The sequence below is a fragment of the Butyricimonas sp. DFI.6.44 genome (assembly GCF_022132345.1).
GTDB classification, from domain to species: Bacteria; Bacteroidota; Bacteroidia; order Bacteroidales; family Marinifilaceae; genus Butyricimonas; species Butyricimonas muris.
Map to the genome: position 1 here is coordinate 134,690 of NZ_JAKNJD010000004.1, position 13,251 is coordinate 147,940.

General features: G+C 46.4%; 11 protein-coding genes. 7 read left to right on the forward strand and 4 right to left on the reverse strand.

Going from position 1 to position 13,251, the window contains the following annotated elements; genetic code table 11:
* Positions 1-71: 71 nt before the first annotated feature.
* Positions 72-1,394, forward strand: coding sequence for a UDP-glucose dehydrogenase family protein (locus L0M98_RS07200; protein ID WP_099290142.1), 1,323 nt, complete (start codon positions 72-74; stop codon positions 1,392-1,394).
* Between the two features lie 91 nt (positions 1,395-1,485).
* On the forward strand, positions 1,486-2,394 hold the full coding sequence (locus L0M98_RS07205; protein WP_227215394.1) for a diacylglycerol/lipid kinase family protein: 909 nt from the start codon (positions 1,486-1,488) through the stop codon (positions 2,392-2,394).
* Between the two features lie 30 nt (positions 2,395-2,424).
* Here the strand turns inward: L0M98_RS07205 and L0M98_RS07210 are convergent, their stop codons facing one another.
* Positions 2,425-2,901, reverse strand: coding sequence for an Lrp/AsnC family transcriptional regulator (locus L0M98_RS07210; protein ID WP_099290144.1), 477 nt, complete (start codon positions 2,899-2,901; stop codon positions 2,425-2,427).
* A gap of 11 nt (positions 2,902-2,912) precedes the next feature.
* Entirely contained in the window at positions 2,913-3,536 is a 624-nt protein-coding gene (locus tag L0M98_RS07215; protein WP_099290145.1) for a hypothetical protein, read from the reverse strand.
* 134 nt (positions 3,537-3,670) lie between these two features.
* Here L0M98_RS07215 and L0M98_RS07220 point away from each other — a divergent pair, with 134 nt between their 5' ends.
* On the forward strand, positions 3,671-5,257 hold the full coding sequence (locus tag L0M98_RS07220) for an alkaline phosphatase family protein (RefSeq protein ID WP_227215393.1): 1,587 nt from the start codon (positions 3,671-3,673) through the stop codon (positions 5,255-5,257).
* A gap of 97 nt (positions 5,258-5,354) precedes the next feature.
* Here L0M98_RS07220 and gldE read toward each other — a convergent pair whose 3' ends face one another.
* Both gldE and L0M98_RS07230 read right to left on the reverse strand, forming a co-directional pair.
* Positions 5,355-6,650: a gliding motility-associated protein GldE gene (gene gldE, locus L0M98_RS07225; protein ID WP_227215392.1), complete on the reverse strand. Its 1,296-nt coding sequence runs from the start codon at positions 6,648-6,650 to the stop codon at positions 5,355-5,357.
* A gap of 50 nt (positions 6,651-6,700) precedes the next feature.
* The gene (locus L0M98_RS07230) at positions 6,701-7,117 is read right to left on the reverse strand and encodes a single-stranded DNA-binding protein (RefSeq protein ID WP_099290148.1); all 417 of its coding nucleotides are present in this window, start codon (positions 7,115-7,117) and stop codon (positions 6,701-6,703) included.
* A gap of 867 nt (positions 7,118-7,984) precedes the next feature.
* Between L0M98_RS07230 and L0M98_RS07235 the strand changes: the two genes are divergently transcribed.
* Genes L0M98_RS07235 through L0M98_RS07250 form a run of 4 tightly spaced genes read left to right on the forward strand, consistent with a single transcriptional unit; the run spans position 7,985 to position 13,218 of the window.
* Positions 7,985-8,566: a DUF3575 domain-containing protein gene (locus L0M98_RS07235; protein ID WP_227215391.1), complete on the forward strand. Its 582-nt coding sequence runs from the start codon at positions 7,985-7,987 to the stop codon at positions 8,564-8,566.
* A 12-nt stretch (positions 8,567-8,578) separates the two neighbouring features.
* Complete coding sequence (locus L0M98_RS07240) at positions 8,579-10,012, forward strand: DUF3868 domain-containing protein (RefSeq protein WP_227215390.1); 1,434 nt, start codon at positions 8,579-8,581, stop codon at positions 10,010-10,012.
* Positions 10,013-10,055: 43 nt separating this feature from the next.
* Positions 10,056-12,161, forward strand: coding sequence for an Mfa1 family fimbria major subunit (locus L0M98_RS07245; RefSeq protein WP_227215389.1), 2,106 nt, complete (start codon positions 10,056-10,058; stop codon positions 12,159-12,161).
* Positions 12,162-12,171: 10 nt separating this feature from the next.
* Positions 12,172-13,218: a FimB/Mfa2 family fimbrial subunit gene (locus tag L0M98_RS07250; protein WP_227215388.1), complete on the forward strand. Its 1,047-nt coding sequence runs from the start codon at positions 12,172-12,174 to the stop codon at positions 13,216-13,218.
* Positions 13,219-13,251 lie beyond the last annotated feature (33 nt).

Sequence of the window (13,251 nt, forward strand, 5' to 3'; positions counted from 1 at the left end):
AAGCGGTGTTGTTCATTTTTAATTCATATTTTTGCGAACAAGTAAAACAAGGCAAATAAAGAAAAAAATATATGAGAATAGCTGTTGTTGGAACCGGTTACGTGGGACTTGTGTCCGGGACATGTTTGGCAGAAACGGGAGTGACTGTTACTTGCGTCGATGTGAATAGTACGAAAATTGATTTATTGAACGACGGGGGTATGCCGATATACGAGCCGGGACTGGCGGAGTTAGTCGTCCGGAATCGGGAAGACGGGCGTCTTTTTTTCACCACTTCATTACGGGAGGGGTTGAAGGATGCGGATGCCGTGTTTATTGCCGTGGGTACGCCGCCCGACGAGGACGGGAGTGCCGATTTGCATTACGTGTTGGATGTTGCCCGGGAGGTAGGGGAGATTATCAACGATTATATCGTGGTGGTGACTAAATCTACCGTGCCTGTCGGAACGAATTATAAAGTGAAAGCCACGATTAAGGCGGCTTTGGAGAAACGGGGGGCGGATATCCCGTTTGATGTGGCTTCCAATCCCGAGTTCCTGAAAGAGGGGGACGCCGTGAATGATTTCATTTCCCCGGACAGGGTCGTGATAGGGGTGGAAAGCGATAGAGCCAAACACGTTATGGAGCGTTTGTATCACGCCTTCATATTGAACAATACGCCTATTCTTTTTATGGATATCCTGTCGGCGGAGATGACGAAATATGCAGCCAATTCGATGTTGGCAACCCGTATTTCTTTTATGAATGATATCGCTAACCTGTGCGAAATCGTGGGTGCGGACGTGGAGTCCGTGAAGAAAGGAATCGGTAGCGATACCCGTATCGGGAAGAAATTCCTGAATGCCGGTTGCGGTTACGGCGGTTCTTGTTTCCCGAAAGACGTGAAGGCGTTGATTCGCACGGGTGACGACCACGGGCATAGTCTTGAATTATTGAAGGCCGTGGAACGTGTGAACGAGAACCAGAAGAGCGTGTTGTTCCGGAAAATAACCTTGCGTTTTGGAAAAGAGCTGAAGGGAAGGCGTTTCGCCATGTGGGGACTCGCTTTTAAACCCGGAACGGATGATATGCGGGAAGCCCCCTCGCTGGTGTTGATAGAGAAATTGCTGGAAGCGGGTGCCGTGGTACGGGCCTTCGATCCTGTTGCGGTCGAAGAGTGCAAGCGGCGGATCGGCAACCGGATAGAGTATGCAGATAATATGTACGATGCCTTGGAGGGTGCTGACGCCTTGATTGTCGTGACGGAATGGGCAGAATTCAAGATACCGAAGTTTACCTTTATCGAGAAAGCCTTGAAACACAAGATTATCTTTGACGGAAGAAACATCTACAACCCGGAACAAATGCAGGAATTTGGGTATGAGTATTACGGGATTGGAAGAAAAACGAAGTAATTTACGATTTATGATTTTGGATTTATGATTGCGTGCTAGTTGTTCGTGTTTTAAATCTTAAATCATAAATCTTAAATCATAAATTGAAAAGATGAATAAATATCGAATATTGTTTATCGTGAACCCGATTTCGGGATTTGGCTTGGGGTGGGAGATTCCATACCGTATCCGGCATATTGCCGCCTACAAGCATATCGAGTATAATATTCGATTCACGGAGTATGCCGGGCATGCGAAAGAGATCGTGGAGCAGGCGAAAAGTCAGAATTACACGCATATCGTGGCGGCAGGCGGTGACGGAACGGTGAACGAGATCGGTACGGCACTCATGGGGACGGGCATCGCTTTCGGGGTAATTTCCCTTGGAAGCGGTAACGGGTTTGCCCGCCACTTGGGTTTCTCCCAGATGATGACAAAAGCGCTGAAACAGATATTGAAGAGCGAAACGACGAATATAGACGTGGTAGAGATTAACGGGCTCTATTCTCTGAACGTGAGCGGCTTCGGGTTTGATGCCGAGGTGGCTCATTTCTTCAGTACCATGAAAATAAGGGGAATATTCTCGTATATTTATTCAATCGTGCGGATGTGGTTCCGTTATCCCGGTAAACGTTATCGTTTTCACGTGAACGGCAAGACGTGGGAGGAGGAGTGCTTCGTGTTGAGCGTGGCGAATAGTTCGCAGTACGGCAATAACGCTTCTATCGCCCCGAAGGCTTCCTTGCGTGACGGGTTGGTGGATATATGTATATTGAAGCGTCCCAAGTATTACCAGATTCCCCGTTTCCTGTACTGTTTCATGAATTCAAAGATTGCCCGCTTGCCTTATTTCAGCGAGATTCAATGCACGGAGGCGTTTATTGAAGGGGATTTGGCAAAAGCCCATATTGACGGAGATCCTTACACGTTGGATCCACCCGTTACCGTGAAAGTCCACCCGGGAGTGTTGAAAGTAATCGCCCCGAAATTGTCCCATAAAAAGGATGGCGGAAAGGTTTGATGGAGTTGCCTGCGACTCGCCGCAGGCGAACTATTGTTCGCTCGCGGTTAACATGATTTGCCGGTCAATCAGTTCATCCAATGAAATAAAAGTTTCCGTTTTGGCTATGCCCGGGATGTTTTGAAGGGTGTTGATTAAAATATCCATCAGGTGCTGGTGGTCATTGCATCTTAATTTCAACAGGAAGGTGAATCCTCCCGTGATGAAGTGGCATTCCATGACTTCCGGGATACTTTCTATTTCTTTCACGACGGTTTTGTACGTGTGGGCGTGATCGAGGACTACCCCGATGAAAGCGCACACACCAAACCCGAGGGCATCGGGTTTCACTATAAAACGAGAGCCTTCAATAATCCCCGCGTCTTCCATTTTTTTCACCCGCTGGTGTATCGCTGCCCCGGATATACCGCACTCCCGTGCTATCTCGAGAAAAGGAACCCTTGCATTCTCCGCCAAGTGGGACAAGATTTTCCGATCTATATCGTCTATTTGATATTTTACGCTCATGTTTTTTTATTTTACCTGTTAAAACTCAACACGCTGTACAGCTGTTTTCTTTGCTTGTAATATTGCCACCCCTCCTCGTTCGTGATCGTGCGGATCACGCCATCGATCAGGTTATTGAAAATCGTTCCGAAGTCAAATACTTCCGGGGGATATATCTCCCGGTTGTGAATGTCGTTGAGTTTGGCGATATACATGCGAGCGACCATTTCGCTGGATACATCATCTTTGTACATTCCCTGTTGCATCCCCTTCTCTATATTTATTTTTATCTTCTCGTAAATAAAATCGGAACGCCGTTGTTTATGGCTTTCAAAAATACCCGGGAATGTCTCGGCCAACTTGAACGAAACGGACGGTGACACGTTAAAGAAACGATCGTGAATTTCATTTCCTACCAGTAATAAAATATCTATCGCGTTCCAACCGTCAAAATCGTATTCTTCAAATATCTTCTCGAACGCTACGCGCTCCTGTTCGAAAATGCTGTTAGCTATATCCTCCATTCCCGAGAAGTTCTCGTTGATCTCTTCCAGGGAAGTTCCCATTTCTTTTAGTTTGTCGTCCGAGAGTTCCGTTCCGTGACGATAAACGTAATTCCTCAATTTGTCCGTTAATAGACACTTCTTCTCAGTCATAATGGATGTGGTTGTTTATAGTTTCTTGGCGTAAAGATACGAAACAATTAAGAATTGAAAGAATTTTAGGTTGTAAATTATCATATTCTGATTATTTTTGCACGAATACTGAGAATCTGAAACTTCTGAATATTATGAGAATATTAGTCGTGAGAAAATTGATTTTGCTCGGTTTAGCGTTTCTAGCCGTGCAAAACGTGTTTGCCGAGGGAAATAAACCGAAATTGGTCGTGGGAATCGTGGTAAGCCATTTTTACCCGGAATGGTTGGATATGTACGGTGACAAGTTGTCCGAAAACGGGTTGAAACGATTGGTACAACAGGGCTTGCGGGTAAATGCCAATTACAATTACATGTACACGCAGACGGGGGTGGACCATGCTTCGATATACACGGGGATGCTTCCTGCGGAACATGGTATCGTGTCGAGAGCGTGGTATGATCGTTTGCGTCGGAAACGGCAATTTGCAACAAATTCAGATCGTTATACGGAAATCGGTGAGCAGCAAGCGGATAGTGTCAAAAGTCTGGCTCCGGATTATTTGCAGACGATGAGTCTGGGAAGCGCGATGAAGATGAATAATCCGATGTCCCGGGTGTACAGTGTGGCTATGAATGGCGATGAAGCCGTGTTGAGCGGCGGGTCTAGTGCGGATATGGCTATCTGGTTTAGCGAGAAGACCGGGAAGTGGGTATCGTCTACTTATTATCAACCGGTGTTACCCGATTGGTTAAGGGCTTATAACACGTGGGTGGAGAGCGACCATTTCGTGAACAAGGGATGGATGATGCTTTCCGATGAGGATAAATCGGCGGCACGTATCCGGTTGCGCAATCATTTCTATTACGATATAGCCCGGGCGAAAAGGGAATACAATACTTACCGGGTATTGAAGGCCACCCCTTACGGGAATACTCTTGTGCGAGTCTTGGCGGAAAAGTTGATTGACGCGGAACGTTTGGGGGAGGATAACGATCCCGATCTTCTGGCGGTGAATTTCTCCTGTCTGGATTACATGTATCGTGATTTTGCCATTGATTCGGAGGAAGAGAAAGATATGTTGATTCGTTTGGATATGGATGTTGCCGAACTGTTGAGAAAGTTGGATGCCAAGGTCGGGAAAGGAAACTACACGGTATTCATGACTTTTTCGGAAACGCGGGAATTGATGCCGGAGGATTTGCGGAAGATAAAAGTCAATTCCGATTATTTCAGTATTTTCCGGGCGGTGGCGTTACTGAAATCTTATCTGGCATTAATATACGGTCCCGGTGATTGGATAGCCGATTACGATCAGGGACAAATTTACTTGAACCGGGGGCTGATAGAAGAACGAAAGCTGGAAGTGAAGGAGGTACAGGACAAGGTGGCCGATTTCATGATCGAGTTCGAGGGCGTGGCGAAAGTGATGACCGCTTATTCATTGATTCATACCTCTTTCCCCGATGGTATGAACCGGTTGGTGCAAAATTCTTTCTCGCATAAACGTAGCGGTGACGTACTTTTCTGTATTCACCCGACGTGGGTTTCCGAGTTGAAGGAAATGGAGGATACTTATTTCCGTCACAGCAAACGTTCTATCGTGCCGCTATACCTGTACGGGGCGGGCGTGAAACCGGGGATAAAAGAAGATGCCATGATGTCCGATCTTTTACCCACGCTGTGTAAAATATTGGGCATACGTACCCCGTACACGGCGCACGGGAAATCGATGCAGTGAAGGAAGTTTATAAAGTTTGTAAAGTTATAAGGTTCATAAAGTTTTTAGTCCCCGCTGGTGCTTGGTTACCTTATGAACTTTATAAACTTTATGAACCTTATAAACTAGAATATTGTATTTTCTTGATGCGGCGGTTGTCAACCTCAAGGACTTTGAATTGATGTTCCTTGTAAGTGATTATTTCATTTTTTTGAGGTAATTCGCCTTTCAATTCAAGTATCAATCCGGCGAGCGTGTCCGCATCGCCTTCCACTTCCCGGAACGTGTCTTCATCAATATCCGTGATTTTGTAGAAGTCGTTCAAGAGGGTCGAAGCCTCGAACACGTAAGCCCCGTTTTTGTCCCGGGTATAGACAATCTCTTGCTCGTCGTACTCGTCGTTGATATCGCCGACAATCTCTTCGATGATGTCTTCCATGGAAACAATACCGGAAGTACCGCCGTATTCATCCACGACGATAGCCAGATGGACTTTCTTTACTTGGAATTCTTCCAGCAAATCGTTGATTTTTTTGGTTTCGGGCACGAAGTATGCCGGACGTATCAACGTCTGCCATTTGAACTCGTCGGTTTCATCCAAGTGTTGCAATAAATCTTTGACGTAGAGGATACCGATGATATTATCCAGATTTTCCTCGTAAACAGGCATACGGGAGTAGCCGTGTTCCGATATGATTTCTTTCACTTGCCTGTACGTGGATTGCGAGTCGATGGCAATCACGTTGATGCGGGGACAGATGATATCTATCGCGTCAATATTGCCGAAACGGACAATTCCCTCGAGAATGTCCTTTTCCTCGTTGATTGAAGTATCTTGTGTTAACTCGAGAGCCTTGGAAAGCTGGTCGATAGAGATTCCGTCTTTTTTATCCATGCGTTTCCGGATAATCGAGGTCGAACCTATCAACAAGGTGGATAGGGGACGGAACACGTGGGACAGGAATGTCAGCGGGCCCGCCATGAAAATGACCATGTTGAGGTGCGAACGGTTGGCGTATAGTTTCGGGATGATTTCCCCGACCAGCAAAATCACAAAAGTGACCACGATGACTTGAATGACGAAACCAAGTACCGGGTATGCCGAGAAGTCAAACAAGGAATTGACCAGATAGGTGGAAATCACCACGATAGCCACGTTGACGAAATTGTTGGATATTAATATCGTCGCGAGCAGTCTGTCCGCTTTCTCGTGCAATTTGAGTGCTTTGTGGTAGCCCTTGTCTTCCAGATATTTTAATTGCGAGGGGGAGAGCGAAAAGAACGCCACTTCCGACCCGGAAACCAGCGCGGAGCACAATAATAAGAACAATAATAAGATGCAAAAAACTAAATCAATAAGGGTGAAGGCACCCGTGAAAACCTGTCCCGCGAGGGGAATATAATCTGCGTCCAAAATTAGAATAATTGGTTAAACTTAAATCGCCGAAAGAATAGGCGTAAAAACTAAAACGGTAGATCGTCACTATCGTCACTTCCCGCGCTCAAATCCGGTGCCGGTGGCATGGGGGTGTCTTGCGAACGGTCGTTACCGTCTTGCTTGCGGGATAACATCTGGAAGTTGTCACCGTAGATTTCCGTCGTGTAACGCTTCACGCCGTTCTGGTCGTCCCATGAACGGGTTCTGATGCGTCCCTCGATGTATAGCATCATGCCTTTTTTCACGTATTGTTCTGCGGTTTGGGCAAGTCTACGCCAAAGAACGATATTGTGCCATTCGGTTTGCGTCACGCGTTCCCCGTTTTTGTTATTGTACACCTCCGATGTGGCAAGGCTGAAACGAGCCACGGCGACACCTCCGTCAAGGTATCTTACTTCGGGATCTCCCCCGACATTTCCGATTAGAATGACTTTGTTTACCATATATCAATAAGTATGGGTTAAAATTCGTCACAAATTACGGAATATTTTCGGAGAAACAAAAATATATTTTGTAAATTATCTCTTGTGTCTTGCTTACCCCTTTGTTAATGCTTGCGTTACCGATGCTCGCCACCATGGACGTAGCATCTTCGAAGCATGGACGTAGCATGAACGTAAATCACCGTTGATGGTGTGTTTATGATTTAATTCTACTGTGTTTATGGAGGTGGGGAAAGGCTAAGTGTGGGCAGGGAAACGGTTCGGGTGAGGCTCGGGTAATACACGAGATTCAGTCCAGCGATATTTCATTGCCGGTAGGTCCGGTGCGTATCACCTGCCCTTGGATAGTTTTTTGTGCTTAATAAGTTTCGGGAATAGGGGAAAATGTTGGCGATTTTCCGGTTTTATAATTTTATTTATTGATCGTTTATTGTGATATAAATATACAGTATTTTTATTTACCGCAAATCCTCCTCGTGCATTTTTTTATTTCTCAGAATTAAGCGATTACAATTTTATGGATAGAATACTTAAGATAATTTTCGTTCATATCAATAAACGATCGTTTATTGCGTTACAAAGATACAGCATTTTTATTTATCGCAAATCTTTCAAATAATAATTTTTATTCCTCGCAACTAGATATTTAGTTTTTTTAGTAAATACTTACGAGTACTCCTTTTTGCCATGTTAATAAACGATCTTTTTTGGATATGAGATATGTTTATTGTAACAGTTTTGCCATGAGCGAGGAGAAGAAAATACTCCACTATATCGTTTACATGTGGCTACTTCTCGTGCGGGAAACAGGTGTGAGTCCCTTGTGAAGGGAATGATAAAACAAATGTATTGTAACAGATAATGGACATGAAACTTAAATTAATTATCACGGTGGTCCTGCTGGCGCTGTTCTCGGGCGTCAAGGCTCAGAAGGTGGCGGTTAAGACCAATCTGGTTTCGGATGTTATCTTCTCTCCCAACCTAGGCGTGGAGGTGGGGGTGGCACCGCGTTGGACTGTTGACGTCACGGGGCAATTCAATGCCTGGACATTGTCACATGACAGGAGATGGAGGCACTGGCTCTTGCAGCCCGAGGTGCGGTACTGGTTCTGCGACCGTTTCGCCGGTCATTTTCTTGGAGCTCACGTGCACGGTGGGCAGTATAACATGGGAGGATTCAATGGGCGTCTTCATTTCCTGGGCACCGATGCGCGGAAGTTGCAGGGAGTTCGCTATCAAGGCTGGTTTGCCGGGTTGGGGGTAGCTTACGGTTATGCCTGGATACTGGGGCGGCATTGGAACCTGGAAGCAGAGTTTGGTTTCGGCTATTCCTACACTCGCTATGACAAGTTCCCGTGCGCCGTGTGCGGGGAAAAAATAGCGAGGGACAAGTCGCATCATTACGTGGGTCCCACTAAAGTGGCGATCAATTTAGTTTACTTGTTTTAAAGTGCGATAAAGATGAAAAGGATGATATTCATAGTGGCAACCCTGCTGGGGTTGGGATGTTTGCCGGGGGCTGTGGCGCAGGAGGTGAAAAATATCACGCCTGGTGTTTCCGTTAGCCGTTTCAAGATGGAACGGAACGGCAAATACCTCTCGGTGGAGATGGAGATGGACTTGACTGGACTCGAGGTGGAATCGAATCGTGCCGTGTTGCTCACGCCTCGTTTGGTCAACGGGACGGATTCGCTCGACCTGCCATCGGTGGGAATTTACGGGCGCAGGCGGTATTATTATTACGTGAGAAATGGCGTGAGCATGATTTCGGGTGAGAGTGAAATGGTGTTTCGGGCATCCGGGAAGCCGGATGGTATTGATTACAACCGCTCCGTCCTGTACGAGGAGTGGATGGACGGGGCGACGCTCAAGCTGCATCGTGGCGACTGGGGATGTTGCCATGAGATCGTGGCGGAATACGACGGTCCGCTGGGAAGACACGACGAGGCCTTTTTCCCGGAACTGGTGTTCGTGCGCCCGGAAGCCGAAATGATGAAAAGCCGTTCGCTGTCGGGTTCGGCATTTATCGACTTCCCGGTAGACAAAACGGAGATTTATCCCGACTACCGTCGCAACACGGAGGAGTTGGGCAAGATCGAGGCAAGCATCGATTCGGTGCGGGGGGACAAGGATGTGACCATCGTGTCGGTGTGGCTCAAGGGGTACGCTTCGCCCGAAAGTCCGTACGCGCACAACCGGGACTTGGCGATAGGGCGTACCCGGTCGCTCAAGGAGCATATTCGGAAATTGTATGATTTTGCCGATGACATTATAATTACGGAACACGAGCCGGAGGATTGGGAAGGATTGCGGCGGTACGTGGAGAATTCCAATATCAATCATCGCGCGGAGATTCTCGGGATGATTGACAGTGACATGGATCCGGATGCGAAGGAGGCAAAAATCAAACGCACCTACCCGGAAGAATATCGTTTTCTGTTGCAGTATTGTTACCCGGCATTGCGTCACACGGATTACCGCATTGATTACAATATACGCCGCTACAGCGACGTGGAAGAGATCAAACGTATATTGGCGGAACGACCACAGAACTTGAGTCTGAACGAGTTCTACCTCGTGGCGAGGATGTACGAACCGGGCTCGCCGGAGTTTACCGACGTGTTTGAAACGGCGGTGCGGATGTTCCCGGACGATGCGGTTGCCAACCTGAACGCCGCGAATGCCGCCATGCGCCACGGTGACCACGAGGCAGCCCACCGTTATCTCGAGAAGGCGGGCGATTCGGCGGAAGCCGTCTACGCGAGGGGTGCTCTCGCTATACGCGAGAAGGATTACAAGAGAGCGGTGACATTCCTGGAAAAAGCCCGGGAGATGGGACTTGAGAAGGCTGCCGCTACTTTGAAAGAATTGAAGGAAAGAAGATTCACTGAATAATTAAATACGAAGAATAATCAAATAAATTTTAAATAACCATATTATGAAAAAAAGAAAATTATTTCAGTTTTTTGCAACCGCACTTGCTTTGGCGTTTGTCGGTTGTAGTCATGATGCCCTGACAGGCGACGACCCGGAGGGGGATCAGAATGGCTCAAAAGACGCCGTTTACATGAACGTGACGGTGCAATTGCCCGTGGCAGGAGGAATAGGGGGGAGAAGTATTACTGATACTGGTAAAAAGGATGATTATGGAACGAGTTCGAGTGGTACGGAAATAGGTCAGGATTATGAAAATGTAGTGAATACTGTTGTGCTAGTATTGGCTGATAAAGATAATAAATTTATTGCCTGCGGTACACAAAACGGATTTGCCAGCCCAAGTAATGGCAAAATCAATACCGTTCAATCTATTGAAAAATCGAAATTGTCTGATTATTATGCCGCTAATGGTGAAAATAACACATTAAGTGAAGGCAAAGATCGAATTAACGTGTACGTGTTCTGTAATCCCACACTACAGTTACAAACTACACTTAAGGGCTTGACCTATGGTGCTACTTGGATTGATGGACAGGGACAAGTTATAGAGAAGGCGGATGGAACATATCCTTCTTCCCCTGTACAAGATGGGGGAGCTGTTTGGGGTGGTTCAGAGCACAAGCAAGGCTTTTTGATGGCTACTGCCAAATTGAATGATATCGAGAAAGGAATACCCAAAACATTGTCAGGATGGGATAGCCATAATACGGTAGAAAAAGCATTTGATTTAACCGGAAAGAATTATCAGGGAATTGACGATGCGATTGATAATGATGGAGGAGCAGGAGCCATCGACGTGGAACGTGCCGTGGCTCGTTTCGATTTTAAAGATGGAAGTCCTACAAAAAATAGCACATATGATGTGGTGAAATATAAAGATGATGCTGATGCGGACCAAATTCTTATTCAGATAAAATTAACGAAAATGGCTTTGGTAAACATGAGTAAGGAGTTCTATTATCTTCGTCGCGTTTCTGGTGATGGAAAAAATACTGCTGATGATGTTACAATCGGTGGTGTTGAAACCGGGAGTAACTATGTTGTAGATACTGATGCTGATTTTAAAGTAACACCAGACTTGAATACGCTTTCTAATACAATGTTTGCTGAGCATTTTAATTTCTGTTTGGGTGATACAAAAGGTAGCGAGTGGACTATTAATGAGAATGCACGTGAGCAATGGTACTCGTCAGATATTCCAGAGGTGCTTAAAGGTTTAGACGATAAAGATGAGAATTGGGATGCAGAGAATAAAGAGGGGTATAAAATCTGGCGTTATGCAACCGAAAATACCATTCCAACTACTGCTTCTAGTCAAAAACATGGTATTTCTACAGGTATTGTGTTTAAAGGTAAAATGATTGTTCCGGAAGCATTACGTGGTACTGAAAAATATGGGGAATTGTATAAGGTTATAAATAATGTAGATGATGTACTTATGGGAAATCCCGATAAAGACCCGATTTTATACGCTCATAGTGGCAATTTGTATCTAACTTGGAAAGAAGTACGTGCTGTTGCCATCAAGAATAAAGAGTCATATCCGGCGTTCTATAAGGCTGTATTTGGTACGATAAAAGAAGGGGATAAAGAACCCGTGGCGGAGAAAGAAGGCGAAGATTATGTGCAACCTGTTTATAGTACAGACGTGAATAGTCCCGATTTCTGGTGGGCAAAATGGCAGGATGCTGAGAATGTAGACGATTCTGGGCTTTCAGAGGAAAATAAAGATAAAGACCCTCGTGTGGAATTCAAAAAAATCGCAACGAGTGAGGGTGTCGAGTTTACCCTTTATCAGTCCAGCGGTGAAAAAGGTGAAGGAGATAAAGTAATAAATAAAGGCTATTACTGTTATTACTACTATTGGAATCGTCATAACGATAACGGTAATGCAACTTCTATGGGTCCCATGGAATTTGGTGTAGTACGCAATAACGTGTATAAATTGGCTGTTACTCAAATTAACCAGCTGGGGCATCCTCGCATCTCGGAGAATGATCCTGACCCGGAAGATCCTGATAAACCGGACGAAGAAGGTAAGATCTATTTTAAACTCTCTGTCGAGGTGTTGCCTTGGGTAGTTCGCGTGAATAATATTGAATTCTAAGAGGATACCCATGCGAAGTAGCAAACGAAATATTATATCAAGACTCGTGGGTGCGGCATTAAGTGTCGCATCCATGGGACTTGCTTTTTCGTCGTGCAAACTCATCAATGAAGACCTTGACCCGTGCCCGCACGGCGTATCGTTACGCTTCGTCTACGAGTACAACATGGAGTATGCCAATGCATTCCACAAGCAGGTGGACTGTCTGACACTCTATATCTATGACGAGGACGACAACCTCGTGGACACGCGGGTGGTGACCGGGGCGGAACTACAGGACGAGAATTACCGGATGGTGCTGGACCTCGAGGAGGGAAATTATCATTTCGCGGCATACGGGGGAATGGCGTGCGAACAGAGTTCTTTCTCGTCGGTGGAGACTCCCGTGGTGGGCAGCAAGCGGACTGACCTGAAAGTCATGCTGGATGCCGATTGCCTCACCGTGCCCGATCGGCGCAAGCTGCACGATATGTTCTGGGGAGAACTTACCCTCGGGACCGCCGACCTTTACAACGAGGGAACGGTGGAGATGAGGAAGAACACCAACAGCATACGCGTCGTGCTGCAACAAGAGAACGGAGGAACGGTCAACGCTGACGACTTTGACTTCGAGATTATCGACGACAACATCCTGTTCGGGTATGATAATGACCTGATACACGATGCCGTTTTGTTCCCCGAGGGGGAAAACGTAACCTACATTCCCTGGGCGAAGGGACAGGCACAGACGGGAGTCGCTATCGTGGGTCCCGACGAGGTGGTGCCCCAACCCGTGGAAGTGGCGTACGCTGAACTGAGTACCTCGCGGTTGATGATGAAGAACAACCCGCGCCTTCTGGTGAAAAAACACGAGACCGGGAAGACGGTGATAGACTTCCCGCTGAAGCGCTACCTGTTGTTGCTCCGCGGCGAGCGTTACAAGATGGGCGACCAGGAATACCTGGACCGCGAAAGCCGTTGGACGTTGTTTTTCTTCTTGAGGAGTAACGATATTTGGTTGAACACACGCATCGTGGTAAACGATTGGGTGGTACGTATCAATGACGTGGAATGGTGATGGACGGAAAAATGTGATACAAGAAAGAGAAAA